Annotated in this window: 24 protein-coding genes; 9 read left to right on the top strand and 15 right to left on the bottom strand. The window is 34.6% G+C overall.

Features of this window, described 5'->3' with window-relative positions; genetic code table 11:
* Window positions 1-217: 217 nt before the first annotated feature.
* From BFU36_RS07650 to BFU36_RS07635, 4 genes are all read right to left on the bottom strand, one after another.
* A complete protein-coding gene (locus tag BFU36_RS07650) occupies window positions 218-742 on the bottom strand; it encodes a hypothetical protein (protein WP_069283116.1) in 525 nt (174 codons plus the stop codon).
* The gene (locus BFU36_RS07645) at window positions 739-1,152 is read right to left on the bottom strand and encodes a hypothetical protein (protein WP_069283114.1); all 414 of its coding nucleotides are present in this window, start codon (window positions 1,150-1,152) and stop codon (window positions 739-741) included. Before BFU36_RS07645 ends, BFU36_RS07650 begins: the two co-directional genes overlap by 4 nt.
* 27 nt (window positions 1,153-1,179) lie before the next feature.
* A complete protein-coding gene (locus BFU36_RS07640; RefSeq protein ID WP_069284665.1) occupies window positions 1,180-2,826 on the bottom strand; it encodes an AMP-binding protein in 1,647 nt (548 codons plus the stop codon).
* A gap of 287 nt (window positions 2,827-3,113) precedes the next feature.
* Window positions 3,114-4,400, bottom strand: a complete 1,287-nt coding sequence (locus BFU36_RS07635) for an MFS transporter (protein WP_069283112.1) — start codon at window positions 4,398-4,400, stop codon at window positions 3,114-3,116.
* Between the two features lie 213 nt (window positions 4,401-4,613).
* Here BFU36_RS07635 and BFU36_RS13845 point away from each other — a divergent pair, with 213 nt between their 5' ends.
* Genes BFU36_RS13845 through BFU36_RS07615 form a run of 4 tightly spaced genes read left to right on the top strand, consistent with a single transcriptional unit; the run spans window position 4,614 to window position 10,305 of the window.
* On the top strand, window positions 4,614-5,705 hold the full coding sequence (locus tag BFU36_RS13845) for a CaiB/BaiF CoA-transferase family protein (RefSeq protein WP_069283108.1): 1,092 nt from the start codon (window positions 4,614-4,616) through the stop codon (window positions 5,703-5,705).
* Between the two features lie 27 nt (window positions 5,706-5,732).
* A complete protein-coding gene (locus BFU36_RS13840) occupies window positions 5,733-6,521 on the top strand; it encodes a DMT family transporter (RefSeq protein ID WP_069283107.1) in 789 nt (262 codons plus the stop codon).
* A gap of 59 nt (window positions 6,522-6,580) precedes the next feature.
* Window positions 6,581-8,902, top strand: a complete 2,322-nt coding sequence (locus tag BFU36_RS07620) for a xanthine dehydrogenase family protein molybdopterin-binding subunit (protein WP_069283106.1) — start codon at window positions 6,581-6,583, stop codon at window positions 8,900-8,902.
* Window positions 8,902-10,305 (top strand): FAD binding domain-containing protein, encoded by a 1,404-nt coding sequence (locus BFU36_RS07615; RefSeq protein ID WP_069283105.1) that lies wholly within the window; start codon window positions 8,902-8,904, stop codon window positions 10,303-10,305. Before BFU36_RS07620 ends, BFU36_RS07615 begins: the two co-directional genes overlap by 1 nt.
* Before the next feature lie 44 nt (window positions 10,306-10,349).
* Here BFU36_RS07615 and BFU36_RS07610 read toward each other — a convergent pair whose 3' ends face one another.
* The 6 genes from BFU36_RS07610 to BFU36_RS07580 form a co-directional block, all read right to left on the bottom strand.
* A complete protein-coding gene (locus BFU36_RS07610) occupies window positions 10,350-10,637 on the bottom strand; it encodes a hypothetical protein (RefSeq protein WP_069284664.1) in 288 nt (95 codons plus the stop codon).
* Window positions 10,638-11,076: 439 nt separating this feature from the next.
* The gene (locus BFU36_RS07600) at window positions 11,077-12,150 is read right to left on the bottom strand and encodes a nitric oxide response protein (RefSeq protein ID WP_069284663.1); all 1,074 of its coding nucleotides are present in this window, start codon (window positions 12,148-12,150) and stop codon (window positions 11,077-11,079) included.
* Entirely contained in the window at window positions 12,147-12,512 is a 366-nt protein-coding gene (locus BFU36_RS07595) for a metal-sulfur cluster assembly factor (protein WP_069283103.1), read from the bottom strand. Before BFU36_RS07595 ends, BFU36_RS07600 begins: the two co-directional genes overlap by 4 nt.
* A 5-nt stretch (window positions 12,513-12,517) precedes the next feature.
* Window positions 12,518-13,129, bottom strand: a complete 612-nt coding sequence (locus tag BFU36_RS07590) for a DUF2249 domain-containing protein (protein WP_069283101.1) — start codon at window positions 13,127-13,129, stop codon at window positions 12,518-12,520.
* 38 nt (window positions 13,130-13,167) lie between these two features.
* Window positions 13,168-13,584, bottom strand: coding sequence for a hemerythrin domain-containing protein (locus BFU36_RS07585; protein ID WP_069283097.1), 417 nt, complete (start codon window positions 13,582-13,584; stop codon window positions 13,168-13,170).
* Between the two features lie 3 nt (window positions 13,585-13,587).
* The gene (locus tag BFU36_RS07580) at window positions 13,588-14,178 is read right to left on the bottom strand and encodes a hypothetical protein (RefSeq protein ID WP_069283096.1); all 591 of its coding nucleotides are present in this window, start codon (window positions 14,176-14,178) and stop codon (window positions 13,588-13,590) included.
* Window positions 14,179-14,294: 116 nt separating this feature from the next.
* Between BFU36_RS07580 and BFU36_RS07575 the strand changes: the two genes are divergently transcribed.
* Window positions 14,295-14,999: a hypothetical protein gene (locus tag BFU36_RS07575; RefSeq protein ID WP_069283094.1), complete on the top strand. Its 705-nt coding sequence runs from the start codon at window positions 14,295-14,297 to the stop codon at window positions 14,997-14,999.
* Window positions 15,000-15,364: 365 nt separating this feature from the next.
* Here BFU36_RS07575 and BFU36_RS14255 read toward each other — a convergent pair whose 3' ends face one another.
* The 3 genes from BFU36_RS14255 to BFU36_RS07560 all read right to left on the bottom strand — a co-directional run bounded on the left by BFU36_RS14255 (window position 15,365) and on the right by BFU36_RS07560 (window position 16,499).
* On the bottom strand, window positions 15,365-15,568 hold the full coding sequence (locus tag BFU36_RS14255) for a PIN domain-containing protein (RefSeq protein ID WP_231961294.1): 204 nt from the start codon (window positions 15,566-15,568) through the stop codon (window positions 15,365-15,367).
* A gap of 168 nt (window positions 15,569-15,736) precedes the next feature.
* Complete coding sequence (locus tag BFU36_RS07565) at window positions 15,737-16,000, bottom strand: hypothetical protein (RefSeq protein WP_231961082.1); 264 nt, start codon at window positions 15,998-16,000, stop codon at window positions 15,737-15,739.
* 64 nt (window positions 16,001-16,064) lie between these two features.
* Complete coding sequence (locus tag BFU36_RS07560; RefSeq protein ID WP_069283090.1) at window positions 16,065-16,499, bottom strand: hemerythrin domain-containing protein; 435 nt, start codon at window positions 16,497-16,499, stop codon at window positions 16,065-16,067.
* 226 nt (window positions 16,500-16,725) lie between these two features.
* On the opposite strand from BFU36_RS07560, the gene BFU36_RS07555 reads away from it, so the two are divergent.
* Both BFU36_RS07555 and BFU36_RS07550 read left to right on the top strand, forming a co-directional pair.
* Entirely contained in the window at window positions 16,726-17,079 is a 354-nt protein-coding gene (locus BFU36_RS07555) for a DUF488 domain-containing protein (protein WP_069283088.1), read from the top strand.
* Window positions 17,080-17,084: 5 nt separating this feature from the next.
* A complete protein-coding gene (locus BFU36_RS07550) occupies window positions 17,085-17,693 on the top strand; it encodes a helix-turn-helix domain-containing protein (protein WP_069283086.1) in 609 nt (202 codons plus the stop codon).
* A 208-nt stretch (window positions 17,694-17,901) separates the two neighbouring features.
* On the opposite strand, the gene BFU36_RS07545 is transcribed toward BFU36_RS07550, so the two are convergent.
* The gene (locus BFU36_RS07545) at window positions 17,902-19,335 is read right to left on the bottom strand and encodes an aldehyde dehydrogenase family protein (protein WP_069283085.1); all 1,434 of its coding nucleotides are present in this window, start codon (window positions 19,333-19,335) and stop codon (window positions 17,902-17,904) included.
* A gap of 85 nt (window positions 19,336-19,420) precedes the next feature.
* Between BFU36_RS07545 and BFU36_RS07540 the strand changes: the two genes are divergently transcribed.
* Both BFU36_RS07540 and BFU36_RS13835 read left to right on the top strand, forming a co-directional pair.
* On the top strand, window positions 19,421-20,302 hold the full coding sequence (locus BFU36_RS07540) for a fumarylacetoacetate hydrolase family protein (RefSeq protein WP_197490554.1): 882 nt from the start codon (window positions 19,421-19,423) through the stop codon (window positions 20,300-20,302).
* A 371-nt stretch (window positions 20,303-20,673) separates the two neighbouring features.
* The gene (locus tag BFU36_RS13835) at window positions 20,674-20,877 is read left to right on the top strand and encodes a hypothetical protein (RefSeq protein ID WP_156770066.1); all 204 of its coding nucleotides are present in this window, start codon (window positions 20,674-20,676) and stop codon (window positions 20,875-20,877) included.
* Between the two features lie 29 nt (window positions 20,878-20,906).
* Here the strand turns inward: BFU36_RS13835 and BFU36_RS07535 are convergent, their stop codons facing one another.
* On the bottom strand, window positions 20,907-21,128 hold the full coding sequence (locus BFU36_RS07535; RefSeq protein ID WP_231961080.1) for a VapB-type antitoxin: 222 nt from the start codon (window positions 21,126-21,128) through the stop codon (window positions 20,907-20,909).
* Between the last annotated feature and the right edge of the window lie 97 nt (window positions 21,129-21,225).

Genomic DNA, 21,225 nt, shown 5'->3' with positions numbered 1-21,225 from the left:
CTATTCAAAAGTTAAAGAGTCCACAATTGGAATTCTCTCTTACTGAAGATAGTAAATAAAAACTTTACCCGCCCTCAAGGGAGAGGTTTGACATTTTATTGTAAAACAATTAGAAATCCCTCTTTTAGCTATTTATACTATGTTGAGTATTTTATGTTGTTATAATATTTTGTTATAATTTAAATAAGTTTCATATTATTTGATAACTAATTAAGGTTTATTTCTTTACAAATCTAGTTATCAAGTTTAGCGTTCCAACTGCTAAGGCTATCCAGTAATAGATGTATGGATAACTTTGGATTAACATGGATACTTCAACTCCCTTATCCTTAACATTTATCGATTCACTTCCTATGATGAAGAAAGGATAATTCACCTTTATGAATAATCCTAAGAGATAATTTGATATTAAGTAAGCTATGATGGGATCCAATATGTATAAGTAGCTTGCCCACATGATGAGCATGTAGTTATATCTTTCTCCTAAATAGGCTTTATATAAATAGTAAGCTGAAACAGTAATAACATAAGACCTAAAGGCAAAAAGAAAAACGTTTATTAAGTTGATGATTTCATATTCTCTTCCTAAAAACTGTAAATAAATATCAAATAGACTATCCTTTATGGTAACTATACCTCCTACTGAGTAATACCACCAATATCCCGGTAATAACGCTACTATGATGTTACCTAACATGGCCGACATTAATAGATAATATTTTCTTTTCCCTGACTTACTCATAACGTCTCACTTTGAGAGAAAGTGGTATTATATATTTCAAAGGTTAAGGTAATATTATAGTCATTATTTTTTGCTTCTTGTATAAAACTTTGCCAGTTTGTGATAATTATTGTAGCGTTAGTGGCAGTATGAGGAATAAATGTTACGGGATGTTTGATGTATGTATATTTTCCACTAACATTTAGTAAAGTATATGGGAAGTTATCAGTATTATTAAAAGACAATATTATACTACTATTGTAAATGTAAAATTTTATAATAGGTTGAGGTAAGTTAAAAGAGAAGAGTTGGATTACGCTATCCTTTACTAGTGAGGGAACTTCAGCTAGATTATGGTCAGTAATAAGAAATAACTGAAGAATTATAACTATGAGAAATATTGCTATTCCAAGCAATTTGCCAAAGTTCATTTCATTAAAATTTTTAGTGATAGCAATTTATCTTTTGCTTTCCCTCTCCCTTAATACATGTCTCTTAATCTTACCAGTCTCAGTCCTAGGTAATTCCTTTACGAACTCTATCTCTCTGGGGTATGCATAAGACGCTAGCCTTCTCTTAACAAATTCTTGTATATCTTTATCTATATTTTTCTCATCAACGTTCTCCTTTAAGACGATAAAGGCTTTTATTATGTGTCCTCTGACAGGATCAGGTTTTCCTATTACTGCTACCTCTTTTACTGCAGGATGTTGCAAAATTACACTTTCTATCTCCTCTGGACCTATCCTATATCCAGATACTTTTATTACGTCATCTGCCCTTCCCTTGAACCATAAATATCCATTCTCATCCTTATATCCTAAGTCTCCTATTAAAAACCAGATTCCTCTAAATTTCTTTCTGGTAGCTTCCTCATTTTCCCAATATCCCAGAAATAATGAGGGATCACCTATCCTTACAGCAATTTCTCCTACTTTATGAGGTGGAAGAGAATTACCTTCCTCGTCTATCACATCAACAAGATGTCCCGGAGATGACTTGCCTAAAGAACCTATCCTAAGCCATAAGGAATTATTAGTTGTAACTAAGTTCGCTTCAGTGCAACCGTAAAATTCATTTATGGGTACATTAAATTCGCTCATACCCCACTTTATCAGATCTTCTCCCACAGCTTCTCCAGCGGAACTGATAGCTCTCAGTTTGAGATCATACTCCTTGGGAGAAATTTTATTTTTTATTATTCTTAATGCAGTAGGAGGTATGAAGGCACAAGTAACTCGGTAGTCTTCCATGATTCTCATTGCCTCCTCAGGGGAAAACTTACCTTCCCTCTTGTAGGCTACTAATGGTTTCCCAAAGTATAGGGATGGAAGTATAACGTCTCCTATTGCTCCAATCCATCCCCAATCAGCAGGAGTCCAAAAGACATCCTCTTCTTTTGGTGCTAGTTCAAAGTATAATTGAAAAGTAGGTATATGCCCTAGGACAAATCTATGTGCATGTAATACTCCTTTAGGAGGACCAGTAGTCCCTGAGGTGTAAAATAGTTGAGCTGGTTCCTCACTATTGGTTTCAGCTACCTCAAAACCTTTAGATGAAGATTTTATTAAATCCCAAAATTCAATTTCCTTAGTAGCATTAGCTTCCCCTTCAACTACGATTATATGATTAAGTGATTCTATATTCTTTATTTTATTTCTAACATCAGTTCTATTACCCTCCATAAATATGACTTTAGCTTCACTATGCTTTAGTCTATATTCTACAGCTTCAGTACCCATTAACGGAGAGATTGATAATGCTATAGCACCTACCCTATAGATGGTTAGAAGTGTTATTATAGTCTCTATTCTAGGCTGTAAATATATTGCTACTCTATCTCCTCTCTTTATTCCTAAGTCCTTAACTAGCGCATTTCCTAATGAATCTGATAGGTTCTTTAGTTTGGAAAAGGTTACACTATCCTTTTTACTGCTTTCATCAGAGTAATATACTGCTATTTTCTCACCGTTTTTAGGAACGTTCTTATCTAATATTGAATAGCCTATGTTAAACTTTGAAGGTACGTTGAGTGAGAAACTTCGAATTAATTCATCATAATTTTTGAAGTTTAGCGCGCGTATGTCTATTTCATAATTATTCATATAGTATATATTGATAGTAATGTTATAAATCTTATGTGGAAATATAAATATCTTAGTGATATTTCTGCTCATTTTAATCAAAGATATGAAAAGTTAAGATATAAAAAATTTTGTAACATAATATTATTCAAAATTTTTACTAAAACTTTGGATGATGATGAGGTAGGATGATGATAATTTAGATTTTATAAAAACTTTTCTTCTGCATATACTTAGCTGGATTTTTGGTTTAAATGAAAAATTCTCCTCTTAAAACATTTATTTAGAAAAATACATTAAAATATTAATTACTCTAGCGTAAGCCCAACTCTATCTTTAGGTGAGAACAGAACTATTATCCCACCCAATATTGCAGCTATTGCGTCAAAGGCTGTAGTACCTATAACCGGGTTTTTAAAAACTATTGATAAAGCAGTCACTATATAAGGAGCAAATGAAGATAGGGCAACTCCAAGATTTATAGAAAAAGCTATATAACTATATCTAACCTTAGTAGATATGTTTTCAGAAAGCCATGAAGGAAATATAGAATATTGAAAGGCGAATATGAAGCCTAGTAGAAGACCGGAAAATATTGAGAGTATGTATGATCCAGTATATAATAGCAAAATAATGGGATAGATAAGCACTCCTGCTACGAAGCCAGTTAATGCTATTAAAAGCTTTCTATACTTCAAGATATCACTAATTAATCCAGTGAGAGGCGAAATGAATAGCCATATTAAGTTTGTAGCTAGTACTACGTTATCTATTTGATAAGGTGACAATTTAGTATATAAGCTTAGAAATGTTGGCATGTAAGCTATAATTCCATAGTAAATAGACCCACTCGAAAACAATACTATAGTAGCTATTATAACCAATTTCCAATATCTTTTAAAAATAGTTATAATTGGAATCTTCTCCGGACTCGGTTTAGCTTTTATTAGCCATTCTAAACTCTCTCCTATTTTCCATCTCACCGCTAAGGCGATTACTAAAGGGACTATGCCAAACCAAAACATTATACGCCATCCTATTACCGAGAATTCATTACCTGGAGCAATTGCTAGAGCTAATTCGTTTGCGATAACGGCAAATATTAACCCTAGAGCTGCTCCACCTTGTTGTAATCCGCCTAATGCTCCTCTATAGTTTGATGGAGCTACCTCTGTTACTAACGTCATTCCTCCTCCCCATTCTCCTGCTAAAAAGAACCCTTGTAATATTCTTAAAATGATTAAGAGTACAGTAGCTAGTACCCCAATCTGGTAATAAGTAGGTAAAAATCCTATTAAAATAGTTGCAATACCCATTCCTAGTAGTGATATAAACCACATTCTTTTTCTACCGAGCTTATCTCCATAATGTCCAAAAAATATCCCTCCTAAAGGTCTTGCAAAATATCCTATAACTATTGTTAATAAGAACTCAAGTAAGCTAGCGATTCTACTGGTTGATGGAAAGAAAAGTGGGGCAATAGTTGTAGCAACATATAAATAAACTACTAAATCAAATAATTCAAAACCCCAACCTAAATTAGCTGAAATTGCTACCTTTATCGCTTCTGATAATTTTTTATCATTATTTGCCATGATTTTATATCTTAGTAAGATATATATAAATATTTACTAAAACTTGATCTATGAATATTTTATATATAGTATACAAATAACTGACTCATCCTCACTCTAAAGGGCGCGGCTTTCATCACTTTGTAAGAACTCTAAACGCTCGCAATAGGAAAACGTTTCCTATATTAACATACTTGCGTTATTTATATAATCTAGAATGCTAAATGATAATTTATCATGAGAGTAATTGAGCTAGGACACGTAATTGCGGCGCCTTTTGCTGGATTAATCCTTGCAAATCTAGGATTTGAGGTGATAAAGGTAGAACCTCTTAATGGAGACCCAAGTAGACGAGATGATGTATTGAAAGATTCGATGTTCCTCTTTAACAATAGAGGGAAAAAATCAGTTGCTTTAAATTTAAAAAGTGAAAAGGGAAGGGAGATTTTTCTTAAGCTAATTAAAAGTTCAAACGTACTCATAGAGAACTACTCAGAGGATACTATGGAGAAATTAGGCTTAACAAAGGAGGTATTAATGAGAGAAAATCCATCATTAGTATACTGCTCAATTAAAGGATTTCCTAAAGGTAAATACGAGAGAAAACCTGCTTTTGGAACGATAATAGAAGCTATGAGTGGAATTATGAAAGCTAATGGTAACGCTAGATTACCAGCTTCTATTACTGATATGGGTACGTCATATTCTTGTGTAATAACTGTGTTGTGGGCTTTGCTAATGAACAAGCCCGGTTATTATAGAATTGATATACTTCAAAATGAAGTAACGTGGTTAGGCTATTATATTATAGCTTATCAAACTTTGGGAAAGCTCTTTTATGGAGGTAGGGATGAGCTACCGTTCTGGGCTCCATATGAGTTGTTTAAAACTAAGGACGAAAAGCTGATATACATTGCTATAAACAACAATGAAAAGTGGTCATCTTTATGTAAAGTGCTCGGCTTAGAGAATCTAATAAACGATTCTAGATTCGAGAGTAATGAGAAGAGAGTAAATAATAGGAAGGTATTACATGAGTTAATACAAGATAAGATTAAGGGTTATACGTTAGACGAGTTATTAGATGACTTGTCACGTTTTGATATACCTGCGTCACCATTGTTGGATATTCCAGATCTAATTAACGAAAATCTAGTGGAATGGGAAGAAGTAGATGGTTTAAAAATACCCAAACTTCCCTTACCTGGAAGTTTGAAATCAAAAGCTCCAAAGTTGGGAGAACATACTATTTCTATTCTAAAAGAGCTAGGATATAACGAAAATGATATAAAGGAAATGATTAAAGATAGAGTGATATTAGTTTAATCAATAACGTAATAGGAAGATAAGAAGATGAAAGAAAAAGTTATTTTATTCTTAGGAGGAGTAGCGTTTGGAACTGCAGCTATATTTGTGAAGTTAACTAGTCTATCTCCTCCTTACATTACCTTTTTTAGATTCATTTTAGCTGGTCTAATATTACTACCTATAAGAAAAAAGGTGAAAAACAATACTAACACGTCAATAAAACTTCTCATTATCCCATCACTATTTTTAGCTCTCCACATGCTGTTTTTCGTGTCTAGTGTATTTCTGACTACAATAGCTGCTTCTACGATACTGGTCTCTACTAGTCCTATCTTCGCAATGTTGCTTAGGAAAAGGTTTGACGTGTTTATTATCACAGCTATTATTGGTATTATTATAATGAATTACACAACGTCTTTTGGAAGTTTATTAGGGAATATGCTAGCACTGCTCTCAGCGATTTGTTTCGCTCTCTATACGTACTTCCTCTCAAAAGTAGAGTACAGTTTCCTTTCAACTGCACCTTTCATTTATATCTTAAGTTCCTCATTCATGATTCCCATAATTCCATTCTTCAGTATAGGTGAAGTAAATTTAGTTTCCATATTAGCAATTCTAGGGCTAGTCCTCATTCCTACCCTTATAGGTCATGGTTCAGTTATCTATACTGCTAACAAACTACCTATAAGCTTGGTTACCTCAGCTGAGTTAATAGAACCAGTAGTAGCTACGATTTTAGCTTACTTAATCTTCAATCAAGTACCGTCGTTTCAACAAATCATAGGCGGTGCATTGACATTAGTTTCAATATATTTTGCTTTTACGAAGGCATAAATACACTTCTAACATAATTTAAGCTACTTTTTTAATGTTTATACACAGATATTTAACTGATGCCAACTCATTATATCGAGGGTTTTAGATCAGTAAGGGGCGCTGGAGAGTACATTTCTGACATTCCTAGTCCTCAAGGCACTCTATTCATGGCAATTTATAGGAGTTATTCCCCCCACGGGAAAATAAAAAAGGTGGACGTAAGTGACGTATATAAGCATGGCGGTATTGCTTACACTAACCAAGATATACTCAAGGTAATTAAGAACCCTTTCCCTCTTGGTGTTTCAGCAAATATATCTTATTATCCAGTAGCTAAGGATAAGGTCAGATACATTGGAGAACCTATAGCAGTAGTATTAGCTGATGATCCGTACAAGGCAATAGACTTACTGGATTACGTTAATGTAGATATTGAGCCATTAAAGCCAGTTATTACGATTAGAGAAGCGTTAGAAGGGAAGGTATTAGTTCATGAAGAGTTAGGTACTAACGTAGTAGCTCATAGGAGAATGACATTTGGAAATGTGGAAGAGGCATTTAGAGAAGCTGATGTCATAATTAAAAATGAATTCAAAGTAGCTAGACATTCCGCATTACCATTGGAGACTTATGGAGTATTAGCTTATATGAACGATAACTTAAACATTATTGCAAACATTCAAGGACCTTTGTTACAAGCTTATTTTATAAGTAGAGCATTAGGCATTCCAGAAACACAAATCAGAATAACTACTCCGAGGGATATTGGAGGAAGTTTTGGTATTAAGTACTCTTTGTATCCATACGTTACGTTAGCCTCAGTTGCCTCGATACTCTCTCATCACCCTGTTAGGTGGAATGAAACCAGAACTGAGAGTTTTATAGCTTCCTCATCTAATGCAGATAGAGAAGGCTATGTAGAAATAGCTTCTAATAGAGATGGAAGAATAAGGGGGATAAGATACGTATTTTATGAAGACGTTGGGGCTTATCCTAGACCTCCAGAACCTGGAGCATTGTTTAGAGTTCAAGGTAACTTAAATGGTGCGTACGATGTGAGAAACATTGAAGCAGATTACACTGTAGTTTTAACTAATAAATCCCCGACGGGCTTAAATAGAGGTTATGGTGCTCCCCAATTTTACCTCGCATTAGAAACTAGTATAGATAAATTAGCAGAAGAGTTAAAGATAGATCCATTAGAATTAAGGAAAAGAAATCTGATAAGGAGTTTTGATAGACAAATTAATGGATATTATTTCTACGAAACTGCCTCTGGAGGGCTTTACCCAAAACAAGACTATGAAAGAGTAGTTAAGGAATTAGAGGAGGAGTATAGAAAGTTTAAGAAGGAGGAACCTTATATAGGCGTAGGAATTAGTATATTCGTTGAGCCAAGTGGTACTAATTTAGGTTACGTTGATCTAGCAATTGAGGGCTCTAAGAGAAGACATAAGCATTCAGCCCATGGAGATTACGTAATAATGAGCGTAAATTATGACGGTTCAATAAGCGTTTTCGTCAATGATACAAATGAGGGCTTGGGTCACGAAACAGTAATAACTGAAATAGTCGCTAAGGAATTCGGTATTGACCCCTCTAGAGTGAAAGTCGAGACGAGGATAAATACATCCATGCCATGGACCTTAGCTAGTGGAAGTTACTCGAGTAGATTCTCTCCTATCGTGATGAGTGGAGTAATTAAGGCTTGTCAAGAGCTTAAAGAAAAAATGAGCGAATTAGCTAAGAGATACTTAGAGGCAAAGGAGGTAGGATTCTCTGACGGCAAGTTTTATGATAAGGAGAATCCCAACAAAAGTGTAGATATAAAGACTTTAGCCTCTTCCTTCCACTGGGATCCATACTCTAACCAAGGTAATTTATCAGTAGTAACGTTTTATTCATATCCTTTCTTGAAACCAGCAGAAGGAGATAAGATAAACTCATCTCTAGGATATGCAATTCAAGCGCATCTAGGAATAGTTAAGGTCGATCCTATTACTTATGACGTTAAAATACTAAAATATGTAATAATACATGATGTGGGGAAAATATTAAAGAAGGAATTATTAGAGGGACAGACTATTGGAAGTCTATTTCATGGCATAGCAGAGACACTATATGAAAGATTAACTTACGATGAAGAAGGAAATCCTTTAGTAACAACCTTTGATGCTTATGAGACTCCAACACTTTCAGAAGCATTAGATATCGAGGTGATTATGAAGCACTTCGAAAGCCAAATTGACTACATACCTTCAGGTGCTTTAGGAGGTGGAGAAGGTCCTATGATGGGAGTTTTAGCAACCATAATTAATGCGATTTCTAATGCATTAGGAAGGAGAATAAAAAGTGAAGTTCCCATAACTCCAGAAAAGTTAATGGAAGTGATGAAATAATGTTCGCTCTAGGTTTTCCTAAAAAGTTCAAGTATGAGAGACCTTTGAATCTGTCAGAGGCACTCAAAATTCTAAAGGACTCTAACACTAAGGCATTAGCAGGAGGCCAAAGTTTAATCCCAATGCTTAAGTTGAGGGTCATTAACGTCGAGAAGCTAGTGGATATTAACGAGTTAAAGGAGCTAAAAGGAATAGAAGAGAGGGAAGGAGCGATAAAGATAGGTTCTTTAACTACTCACAACGAAATAGCTACTAGCAAGATTATCAGAGAAAAATTTGAAGCTTTAGCTAAATCAGCTTGGACCATAGCAGATTTACAAGTCAGAAATAGAGGGACTATAGGGGGATCGATAGCCCACACTGATCCATCTGGTAATTACTTCCCAATCTTATTAACATTAGACGCTAACGTAGTGATCGTAGAAGAAAATGGAGGTAAGAGAAAGATCAAATTAGAGGACTTCGTTAAAGGTCCTTATACTAATGATTTAAGGGAAGGAGAGTTAATTGAAAGCGTTGAAATACCTTTAAGATCAAACATAATAAGCAACTTTAATCTTATCAAGAGAGGAGGAGCATCATATCCGACAGCCTTAGTTGCAGTAACGTTTGAAGTGGATAAAGAGGAGATTATCTCTTCTAGAATTTCTATAGGTGGAGTGTTTGAGAAGCCAGTACTATTTAAGGAAAATCCATTATTAGGAGTCAAATTAAGCGAATTAAAGAAAATGGACTTGTATGCCTTAGCTGACAGTTTACTTAGAGATGTGAACCTTAATGTGATCTCTGATTCACATGGCAGTAAAGAATATAGGATTAGATTAGCTAGGAATTTATTAGTCTCCACTATCTTAGGATATAATAACATAAAATTACCAAAAAAAGAGATTATAAATGATTGGCATACCGGCGTAAGTTTGGACGTTAGGGAAGTATATGCCATAAAATTAAGGGTAAATGGAGAAGAGATTGAGGGATACACTGAGGCGAGAAAACTTCTCTTAGATTTCTTAAGGGATAAAGGATTTGTGGAGGTTAAAAGGGGATGTGATGAAGGTAAATGCGGAGCCTGCACCGTATTAATAGATGGTAAGTCGGTTAAGTCTTGTAATATGCTTGCTATTCAAGCAATAAATAAGGATATAAGGACTATTAAAGGATTAGGCAATAACAGTTATGAATTAAACTACTTACAAAAAGCTTTCCTCGAGAATTATGCAATGCAGTGTGGGTATTGTACTCACGGGTTTATGATGGTTACACATGATTACTTAAATAATGTGGATCCAGATGCAGATAAAGACGTAATGTATTATGCGATAAAGAATATTTGTAGATGTACGGGATATATAAACATTATCAATGCTATAAAGACTTCAGCAGAACTCTTGAAAGGAAAATGAAGAAGACATAGCCCTATAAGGCATGAAGAGGTCCAGAAAACTTTTTAGTCAGCTCGTTTTTTTAGATACTGAATCTCCTTTTCTACAATGCTCAAAGCATCTTTAAGATCTCTTTCAATAAGCTCAAGAACTTGTATTTTAGCTTCATTTGGCAAATATTGTAATAATCTTTCAATAGCCTCATCAGATACCTTAGCTCTACTAGCCCAGAAGAAACTTTTCTTATGTTCCCCTACAATCTCTTTAACTTGTTTAGAAGTTAGATACTTTAATACGAGACTATAAATTTCTCTTCTCGTATCATTACTGACGTAACTTATATATTTTACCATAATATATTGTTTGAAAAACATGCATATACATTATTACCCTTAACTTTTAGGGTATAAACTATTAATCAACATTTTGTCAATCCTTTTATGGACTTAGTCGTTACAATTTTATCGTAAATAATGGTATTAGAGCATGCTTTGATAGGTACACTAGCATTAATAAAACATAGGACCGTAAATCGAAAGATAGGAGTTCCATTAGCTATATTCGAGATGATATACTACTCTTTTCTGCTCATAACCTTTCTAAACTTCTCATATCAATTCATTTCTATAACAATTGTTTTCCTTCTAATTCATTTCTTAGGAGGATTTTGGTACATATTTGATAAACTGTATAGTTATAATGATAAAGGAACGATAAGCCTTACCCTTTTAGGGCGGGAAGGAGGTCAGAAAAAACTCTATACTGTATATTCTTTTTTCGAATTTGGTGAGCTCATTTTTCTACTTTATATCCTTTTCTTATCTGTTTAAATACTTGTCTAAATGTGTTTAAATAGAATGATAAAATTCCAATCCCCTGCAGAGGTGCGGATAATATCAATAATGGTGAGCTGAAACCTAAATCGTATATTGTTCTCAGCAATAATCCGATATTAAGAATTATAATGGGTATGTATGAAGGTTTAATCTTAATGTGAAAGCCTGTGGAGGCAATTAACATGTCTATTAATACTGCATCTACTCCAAATACCGTATTAAATAAAAAACCTACAGCAATTGAGTGTATGAAGGCATCATAACTCTTCAACGACAAGATTGCTGAAGCTAAAAGCCAAGTCCAAGCTATACTCAGACTAATCCTTGGATATAGTCTTCCTTTAGCCTTTAATAACCCAGATCCATGGAAGGAGAGTAGCCATCCTAAAAATATAAAAACTGATGCTAAGGTTAAAGGATAAATCAAAAGTCCTAAAAGTAGGAAAATATAAGCTGCGGCTATTTCCTTATCTCTAATTAATCTTCCTCCGAATACTAGTCCAATGTCCCTACTCATCACGGAGAAGATAGTAAGTGTAGGGAAAATTAGGGATAACCAAGGTAAATCGAAGTTAGTTTGAAATGCGGTGATGAAAATCGTTATCATGAGAGTTGCAAATAATAAGTAATTATACGTTGTTGGCTTTAATCCTAGTTGTGATGAATTAAAGTAAATTTTAGAGTGGTAGATTAGCATAGCTAAGGAGATTAATACCACGTATAGCGCATAAGGGGATGAAGGTAATAGAACTGAAAGTAGTAAGGAAATTAGCACAGTTATTGCGAATACTATTACGTAATAATTAGGGGCAGGCTTACCACTCCATTCAACGCTCAACGCGACAAGTATTTCGTTGCCTATTATTGTTAAGAAGAAGCCATAAATCATAATAAACCAATGAGATTCAAAAAATGTTGTAGGTAAAGGGTAAGGAAATCCTTGCAAATTCATGAAGTTAAAAACTGCGGGTATTCCACCAAATAAAAGAATAATAAAGCCTTCAATAAGTAATAGCATTCCTACTTTCATTGATCTTCCCCATATTGTAATTTCCACATCTGAACTATATCGTAACCATACTTCTGTTTAAACTGCTCTCTACCTTCCTCAGTCATCATTAAAGGAGTCCATCTCGTATCTAAATCTAGATCTACCTTTATGCTTTTAGCGCTAACAGTTTCCTTAATCACTTGTTCTACAGTATAAACTAGATCTTCCGTAACCGGGCAAGCTGGTGTTGTAGCTCCAACCCTAATATAAACATCTCCATCCCCACTTATTTTTAATTCATATATTAGACCTAAATTTACAATATCTATAGGTATTTCTGGGTCATATACTTCTTTAAGCCCCTCCATTATTTTCCTTTTCCACTCATCAATATTTACCATCTCTCCTAACCCTCAAACTTGCCCTTCCTTAATCCATCTTCTACTTCCTCATGATCTTTTTCAGTAGGGGGTGGTGAAACTATATGAAGTATTTCCATTTCTGTCTCAGCCAATACCCCTCTTTTTTCGCCTTTAGGGACTATTATCAAATCCCCTTCTTTAACATCATACTCCTCATCTCCTGCTACAACTTTTCCTTTACCTTTCTTTATAAACAGAATAACATCTATGTTAGGTTTGTGAACAGGTATAAATTGACCAGCTTTAAAGTACGCTAAAATCACAGCATAGTTATTGGTTCTATAGACTTGTACTGGTGTGAATGAGTTTTCCGAAAATTTTCTATTCTTATCGAAATTAGTGAAAATCGTTTTTCTGACCTCGACTTGTTTCTTCTTTAAGAAGGCAATCCATTTACCTCCTTCAATTTCTTTAGCATAATATGCATCCATATCAAAATCCTCTCTATGAGATAGGAAGTGCAGTAGATGGACTGGTTCATGATCATTTATAATGTACATTGCCTCTCCAGATTTTAACTTCTCAAACTCTTGAAGAATTATTGAGTGTCTAACAGACGGTGAGTATTTTCTTACATCCAAGATTTTTTGCTCCATAATTCCCTATTCATAAAATAAATTCTAAAGTATATACCCTAAAAAGTTAGGGAATTTTCTCTCATAAACTTAGGAACCCATTCCTTCGGCATTTTTTCATTTATGTCCTTTAAATTTAGTTTTTCGAGTTCTGGATATACGTTACTCTCCTCTATAGCATTATGTACTTTTAATAGTGAGGATAATAGGCTTAATGAGTTAAGATACTCATCATCCTTTACTGATTCCTCAATTCTACTCATCAAATTCCACATGGCAACGTGTTGGTGCATTAGTTCTATAATTATAGGATCAAGTCCAAGCTTAGGGAATAATATCTCTTCCTCAATGAAAATATGTTTCTTCAAATTTTCTGAAAATTCATAAAATTTTTCGTTACTACCCAATTCCCTTATTTCTTCAATTAACCTATCCTCTTCCAAATGTTCTTTTATTAATCTCTGAACTAAGCTCAAAAATCACACCTCAGCTATCCACAAATCTTCCCCCACTTTCACCTTACGTTTAACCTTATGTAATCTCTCTGGATCTAACCCAGTTACAAGAATTACCTTATCTCTTTTAACCTTATGCTGTATAGTATCTATAATTGAGTAGTTATCCATTATTTTACTGAAAATCTCATTTGCCTTAATTACATAATTTCTATGTACATCTTCTCCTATTTCCCTCTCAACCTCCTCTAATACCTCAGAGTAATCCCCATCTAAATTGTTTAACCATCTATTCTCCTCCTCAGTAATATGATCTAGCATTGTACTCACGAATTCTCCTATCCCTTCTTGTGAATTGAGAGCTTTTTCCGCCAAGCTTTTCATAGATGGATGATCTTTAACCACTTCATCAAACCCGCTTATTGAAGCTATTCTCTCTTCTTTTTTATTGTGGCAACTGATTACGAAGGTATAATAGAAGTCTTTATAAAAAGATAGTATATCATTGAAATAATTGGAATCCCCTAAGAGGGTTTTTATAGCATAAGAATATAGTAATGATTTAGTCGCCTTGAGAATAACAAGGTGTTCCTCTTTAATTTCTTCTTTCCACATAGGTTAGTCTCTAGACTAAAAGTAAATAATGGTAGACCCTAAAAGATTAGGTTTTACACCCAAAAGGTTTAGGGTACAGATTTTTTTTAATCACGGAAAGCTAGTCATGGTGTCTTATGGTGAAAGTTAAAGCTAGAAATCATGCCTTATACTTTGTCGGCGTTTTGTCATACTTAGTGTCCCTAATACCGTTTTACAGCATAAACGCCATCAGATCGTTAATCCTTATCCCTATACTAGTATATACCTTACCCATTTTAGAATATCTACAGCCTAAGATATCAATAATTAGATTGAGTTACAAGGACTTCTTATTGATTATATTAGCTGGCATTCCTTACTTGTTTATTAAGCCGTCCATTTTCATCTTTATCCCATTACTTCTAATCTTTATAACGCTTTGGTTATTTTATGTCAAGAACGCAATGTGGGGAAACGTATTAGGCACTACATTCCTAGCATCCTTATCAATCGTTTGGAGTATCTTTGTTGATAATAACTTTATTTTACCTTCCATTTATTGGATATTATATATTTTTACCGGTGCTTTATATGTGGAATACAAGATACCGTATAGAAAATTAGATAAAAAGGTAGTAGAAGTTTCTTGGGTAATCTCGGTAATAATCCTCATAATACTAAGCGTTAAAACTCCATTAATGCTAATTACACTTTTAGAGCCTTCAACGAGGTATTTACTACCGGGGGCTAAGCTGAGCTCCGCTAAGGAAATTGGAAAATTAGGTAGGAGAGGAATTAAGAGGGATATATTCTTCGTAATTTTGCTGATATTGACTGGGACGTTAACTTTTTTGTTATAGCACTCACTATATTAGTTCTAACTTCCTCCCCGCCATAGAGGCTTTCCTCACTTTGTAAATATATCCATTTCAATAAATACTAACTCTTCCTTGCGTCTCTTTATTTCACTCCACTTACTTCAGTCCTTTCATCTCATTAGCTCAGCATACCTCATGGACCCTATTTCTTTAATGGACTCTGGCCGTGACCAAGAAAAGGCAAGTCTCACCTTTTAAGGCGGGGAGGAGATCAGTAGAAAGCTTTCTTAACTCTGACTTCCTCACCGCGATAAATGGCGAGGCTTGTCCTTCCTTTGTCAGCAAGGCTTATATGTTTTTCTAGCTATTCGAGTTGAATAGGAAAGTTCCTCCTAATACTAAAGCCCTTATTCACCTATTAAAATAACCTCTGGAATATTTAGTTCTTTAAGCTCCCTCTCCTCTCTAAATAAGGCTTTAGTATTTTCCACCCTCGCAGTAGCTATTGTTATACAGTCAGCTAATGAGATAGGGTATTTACACTTACACTTCCCAGCTTCCCTTATTACTTTCCTATTAACTCCAACTACTCTAAATAACCCTGAACTTATTAAGTTATCAATTATCTCCTCAGCCTTCTCTGCACCAAAGTCCTACAAATAATGTAATAGGTTTCAACTAAGCTTAACGAATTAACTATAGGTCTTATTTTACCACTCCTTATCTTATCAAAAATTTCCTTGTACTTCCCTTCAATAAAGGATAGCAATATACCGCTATCAAGAACTAAACTTTCTGACAGCCCTATCTTCTCTCCTCTCAGCCCTCAACATTTCGTACAGCTCAACGCCTTTAGCTACTCCAAATACTTGATCTAAGAGTTCAGGTCTTTTTCCTCTCCTCTTTTCTAACAAATAGTTTATTGCATCATCAATAGTGAATTTTCTTCCATACTTCATTTCCAATTTTCCTATTAACTTTATTAATTTCTTTTTTGTTCCAGCTTTAATCTTTACTGTTTCTAGTTTTTCTCCCTTTTCCACTTTTTCCACCATTATAATTTTTCACACTAGCCTTTATCAAGCTAGTTCTTCTCTCTTCTCAGCCTTATTGCAGCCTCAGTCCAGTAAGCTCTGAATATAAGGGGTACTTCTTAGCATCGTCCAATATATACTTCATCACGTCTTCTTTTATCACAATACTATCACTGAAGAGCATCACCTCCTCGTTTAAATTGTGGTCTAAAACTATTTTGACATATCTTTTTATCCAATCCTTTCTTCTCTCCTTTATCGCAGATCCCCCATATTTCTCTATTAATAAATGATCATTGCTAAATGGTTTAGCCTTATCTCCGAATAGCGGGAAAACATACTTATCCTCAATTTTTGCATGCCAATTAACAATGAAGTCGTGCGTCTTCTCAAGGATTTCTATCGCCTCGTTTTCAGACTTGTCGAGAAGAGAAAGGGCAATTGAAAATCTAACCCTTAATATCGAGTGCTCGAAATATAGTAAGTCTATAGGACTTTTGATCCACATAAGATAGCATAGGTTAAAGATGGATAAAAAGATTCAACAAAGACGTACTATTTTATAGTTAGATATATTTAATATTACGGGTGTATGAAAAAAGTTAATAATAATTACCTTGTACTTCACTATTAAGAGAACAGCAAACCTCACCTTTTAAGGCGGGAAAGAGGTCAGATACCCTAAAGGTTTAGGTTATAGCTTTTATACACTAAGTGAGGTAATTATAGTGAAAATGATAAAAGTAAAAAGAGTGTACGAGAAGCAAGAAAAAGATGATGGAATTAGGATACTAGTTGACAGACTATGGCCTAGGGGAATTAAGAAAAATCAGATTGATGTTTGGCTTAAAGATATAGCTCCATCAGAGGAATTAAGGAAGTGGTTTAATCATGATCCTAGTAAATGGGAGGAATTCAAAGCAAGATATTTTAATGAATTGAATAATAATCCAAAAGTAAAGGTTCTCTTAGAGCTAGTAAAGAAATCTAATAACATTACCTTGTTATATTCTGCTAGATCACCTCATAATAATGCCATAGCACTTAAGGAATATTTGGAAAACTTATTAAAGGTCAATGAGAGTTAGAATAGATGAAACAACCCGTTGAGGCTACAATCCTAATAGAGAATCATCCTTGTGAAGTAATGGCAACTTTCCAGAAATTGGGTATCAATGCCAATGTGGAGAATATAAAACTGCGTGATGACGTTACTGATCACGTTGCTGAGTTGAAGTCAAATAATGGTAAGGTTGTTGAAGAGCTTAAGAAAGCCTCGCTTAAAGTTTTAAGAATAAGCGAGGATAAGGTTTGGATAAGGACTAATGGTTGTAGTGTTTGTAAATTATTATACCACAATGATGTGATTGTGGAAAAAGTGAAAGTCATCGGTAACAAAAGTGTCATGTATTCCCTAATGTTACCCAACGTGCATTCCCTAAAAAAATTTTTAGAAGAACTGAACAATATAGGAGTTAAAGTAACCGTTATTAACATTTCTGAGATAGACAGTGAAGAACTGACTGAGAGGCAAATGGAGATATTGAAGTTAGCTTATAAGTTAGGTTATTTCGATGTGGATAGGAGAATTTCGTTAAGAGAATTGGCTGAAAAGCTAGGAATAAGCCCACCAACGTTAGAAGAAACGTTAAGAAGAGCATTAAAGAAGGCAGTTAAATATTATTTAAATAAGAAAGGATAAAACGATAATAATGATCCCATAAAACTTAAAATATCTCTACATCAAGAATTTATCGCCAGTATAACTAAAACAGTTATACTAAAAACTTTTTATTATAATCGATCATGAAAAACTTTTGGCTTATCACGAATTTTGTAACGAATTTATAAAATGAGGAAGGAGGGAAGAAAGCAATAGCCTTTAAATGCTTTTCATTACAAAATCTACCTCACCAGCCCTCATATATTGTCTTCTCTCTGGTGTAAAACTCTAATGCCTCTTCTCCCATTTCTTTCCACGTGGTAGCTCCAGAATTCTTAAACCCACCAAACGGAGCTTGCAACTCTAAACCCACTGTAGGCTTGTTAACCTTTATAACACCTGCTTCAACCTTTGTAACAAATTCATTTATTGCCCTTATGTCAGTTGCTACAATTCCCGCGGTATGTCCATAATCAACAGCATTCACGAGATCTATAGCCTCATCTAAACTCTTCACCTCTGTTACGCTTAGGATTGGTCCGAATATTTCTTCTTTAAATAGCCTCATCTCCTTAGAAACTCCTTCAAATATAGTTGGCTCTAGGAAATACCCTTTACCTCCCAATGTATTCCCGCCATAAATTAATTTAGCTCCCTCATTTTTACCAACCTCAATGTACTGTAAATCTTTCTTATATTGTGATTCGTCTACTACTGGTCCCATATCAACATCTTCGGTACCTGGTCCCACTTTCCACCTCTTTACCCTTTCTAACAATTTTTGCTTAAATTGACTATAAACCTCTTTATGAACAATCACTCTACTTGTCGCAGTACAAGACTGTCCAGTGAGTCCAAAGGCACCCCTAACAGCTAACTCTGATGCTAATGTTAAGTCAGCACTTTTATCAATGTATAAAGCATTTTTTCCTCCCAATTCCAATTGTATCCTAGTCATTCTGTCTTTGGAGCCAACTAGTTTATATATCCTTTTACCTGTTTCCGTAGAACCAGTAAACGATACTGCAGCTATGTTATTATCTGTAACTATAACGTCTCCTACTTCATTTCCTTTACCTACTACAAGGTTTATTACGCCCTCCGGTAATCCGGCTTTATGTAATATATCTACGAACTTAGCTACTATTAAAGGTGTCTTGGATGCAGGCTTTATTATTACAGCGTTTCCTGCTGCTAATGCCGGAGCTACTTTCCATACTGGTATTGATAGAGGGAAGTTCCAAGGCGTTATTGCAGCAACAACTCCTAAAGGCTCCTTAATAGTAAATATTCTAGTGTTTTGATCAGCTGATGGTAAGGTTTTTCCTCCCAATTTAAAGGCTAAAGCTCCATAGAATTTTAATAGATTGTAACTTCTAGTCACTTCTGCCATGCTATCTTTTAGCGTTTTCCCTTCTTCTAGCGTCATAAGTAATGCAAAATCTTTAGCTTCCTCTTCCATGAGCTCCCCTGCCTTCAATAGTATACTCCCCCTCTTTGGGGAAGGGGTCCTAGCCCATTCGTCAAATTTACTGATAGCCTTATTAATAGCCTCCCTAACATCGTCTTTAGTAAATAATTTTATCTTAGCTAATACTTGATCTTTATCAGCGGGATTAACATCTAGATATTCTTCTCCACTCCCCTTAATCCACTTGTCAGCTAACTCTTGATAAGACATATGAACATTTTGTAATCATGCTTTAAATTTTATAGTGTTAACATGTTTAGTATCAAGCTTATTACTTCTCGAATAAATATTTATAATTATGAAACTATTTAGGGTCTTGAGAAGGAAAAGTAATTGTTACATATCATATGCAATAATAAATAATAATGTGATCAGATTAGATGAAGATCCTGTGAAAACTTTAATAAGGTACTCAGAAAATAAGGAAGTCCTAGGAGATAAGGTAGTAGACTTAGATTATAACGTGTTGCTGAATAAGTTTGAGGTAAATGAAGCAAGGATCACTAAACCGTTTGATCCCTTAGAAGTATGGGGTTCTGGAATTTCGTACGAAATGGCTAGGCAGAGGTACTCAGAGGAAAACGTGGCTAAAATTTTAGGTATGACGATTTATGAAAGGGTTTATGATGCAGTAAGACCAGAAATATTCTTTAAGGCTACAGCTGATAGATGTGTAGGTCACGGCGAGGCAATTGGTGTTAGGTCAGACTCTGAATGGACATTGCCAGAGCCAGAACTTGCCGTTGTTTTAGACTCTAAGGGAAAAATATTGGGATATACAATTATGGACGACGTGTCAGCTAGGGACCTAGAAGCTGAAAATCCATTATACTTACCTCAATCTAAAATATATAGTGGTTGTTGCGCTTTTGGTCCTTTCATAGTAACTCCAGACGAAATAGGGGATCCATATAACTTAGAAATAAGATTGAGAATAATTAGGGAGAATAAGGTGTTCTATGAGGGTAGTGTAAGCACAAGCAAGATGAGAAGGAAAATTGAAGAACAAATACAATACTTGATTAGAAATAATCCTATACCTGACGGCACTATATTAACTACTGGTACAGCCATAGTTCCGGGAAGGGATAAGGGATTAAGAGATGGTGATATAGTAGAAATAAGTATAAGCAATTTAGGAACCTTGATAACACCAGTAGTGAAGTTAAAGGGCTAATCCATCTATACTTACTTCTCCCCATCCATAAATGGCTTTCCTCATTTGTGTGTGAACAACAATTTGGTTGTTTTGATATAAATTGAATTTTCCTTATTGTGGAAAAGTATTTTTAGAGTTATTTATTAGGATGAGAATAGGTTTGATTTCCTCGCTTACCCAAATTATCTCTTATCCTTTTAAACTTACTTTCATTCCTTGGACGAGATTAGCCTTGACGTCTTACTCGCTTGCCAAATTGGAGGACTTCATTGCCTCACACTACGTTGATGAGGGTTAATGGTGAGATGGGTTGTTAGGCATTACGAGTCTGTGTATTCTTCATGTTCTTAGGAGTGATAGCTTCTACGTTTACGTAAATGGTATTAAGCTTGAGAATTGGAAGGATAAAGTTATCTTCCTACACGATAAGGCATCAGTCTACAAGACATTCTCTTGTTCAGAAGCCTAAAACTAGCAGGCATGAACTTCACATGGAACTCAACAAGAAACACAATAAAGAGATGGCTAAAAATATTCTTCAATACAATTTACTCGAAATCTATTGGCATAAGTTAGAATATGGGGTAAATTAAATTGTTGTCCACACACAAGACGTCAGTATCTAGGCAAATCTTCTTTTCCATCTTGTCCTATCCTCCTTAATAATCTTTTTTAGCAATTCTGCCTTCTCCGGTGACAACTTTGGGACTTCTTCTTTTAATAGCTCATTAAAGAACTCGTCCCAAGATAAAGGTCTATTAATCTTTTCCTCAATTTCTTTTTTCTTTAGCTCTAACAACTTTTTCGTTTTCTCACTAATGGATATTGTAGTTATATTTGACACAATATAATTATATAGTTTTTAATTATATAAAGCTGAGTAGCCTAGCTTTAGAAAAGGTAATTCTTCACACATTAAATGCCGTAGAGTGCTTATAGAC

The sequence above is a fragment of the Sulfolobus sp. A20 genome (assembly GCF_001719125.1).
Classification (GTDB): domain Archaea; phylum Thermoproteota; class Thermoprotei_A; order Sulfolobales; family Sulfolobaceae; genus Saccharolobus.
The sequence above is the reverse complement of the archived record's forward strand: the minus strand, read 5'-3'. Positions and strand labels throughout refer to the sequence as shown.

Bases quoted from the DNA above. Each gene is read 5' to 3' on its own strand.
- BFU36_RS07610 (WP_069284664.1), bottom strand. From the start codon at position 10,637: ATGGTAAAATATATAAGTTACGTCAGTAATGATACGAGAAGAGAAATT.
- BFU36_RS07640 (WP_069284665.1), bottom strand. From the start codon at position 2,826: ATGAATAATTATGAAATAGACATACGCGCGCTAAACTTCAAAAATTAT.
- BFU36_RS07635 (WP_069283112.1), bottom strand. From the start codon at position 4,400: ATGGCAAATAATGATAAAAAATTATCAGAAGCGATAAAGGTAGCAATT.
- BFU36_RS07550 (WP_069283086.1), top strand. From the start codon at position 17,085: ATGAAACAACCCGTTGAGGCTACAATCCTAATAGAGAATCATCCTTGT.
- BFU36_RS07600 (WP_069284663.1), bottom strand. From the start codon at position 12,150: ATGAAAGTAGGAATGCTATTACTTATTGAAGGCTTTATTATTCTTTTA.
- BFU36_RS13840 (WP_069283107.1), top strand. From the start codon at position 5,733: ATGAAAGAAAAAGTTATTTTATTCTTAGGAGGAGTAGCGTTTGGAACT.
- BFU36_RS07595 (WP_069283103.1), bottom strand. From the start codon at position 12,512: ATGGTAAATATTGATGAGTGGAAAAGGAAAATAATGGAGGGGCTTAAA.
- BFU36_RS07650 (WP_069283116.1), bottom strand. From the start codon at position 742: ATGAGTAAGTCAGGGAAAAGAAAATATTATCTATTAATGTCGGCCATG.
- BFU36_RS07645 (WP_069283114.1), bottom strand. From the start codon at position 1,152: ATGAACTTTGGCAAATTGCTTGGAATAGCAATATTTCTCATAGTTATA.
- BFU36_RS07615 (WP_069283105.1), top strand. From the start codon at position 8,902: ATGTTCGCTCTAGGTTTTCCTAAAAAGTTCAAGTATGAGAGACCTTTG.
- BFU36_RS07575 (WP_069283094.1), top strand. From the start codon at position 14,295: ATGGTGAAAGTTAAAGCTAGAAATCATGCCTTATACTTTGTCGGCGTT.
- BFU36_RS07555 (WP_069283088.1), top strand. From the start codon at position 16,726: ATGATAAAAGTAAAAAGAGTGTACGAGAAGCAAGAAAAAGATGATGGA.
- BFU36_RS07620 (WP_069283106.1), top strand. From the start codon at position 6,581: ATGCCAACTCATTATATCGAGGGTTTTAGATCAGTAAGGGGCGCTGGA.
- BFU36_RS07560 (WP_069283090.1), bottom strand. From the start codon at position 16,499: ATGTGGATCAAAAGTCCTATAGACTTACTATATTTCGAGCACTCGATA.
- BFU36_RS07545 (WP_069283085.1), bottom strand. From the start codon at position 19,335: ATGTCTTATCAAGAGTTAGCTGACAAGTGGATTAAGGGGAGTGGAGAA.
- BFU36_RS07590 (WP_069283101.1), bottom strand. From the start codon at position 13,129: ATGGAGCAAAAAATCTTGGATGTAAGAAAATACTCACCGTCTGTTAGA.
- BFU36_RS07580 (WP_069283096.1), bottom strand. From the start codon at position 14,178: ATGTGGAAAGAAGAAATTAAAGAGGAACACCTTGTTATTCTCAAGGCG.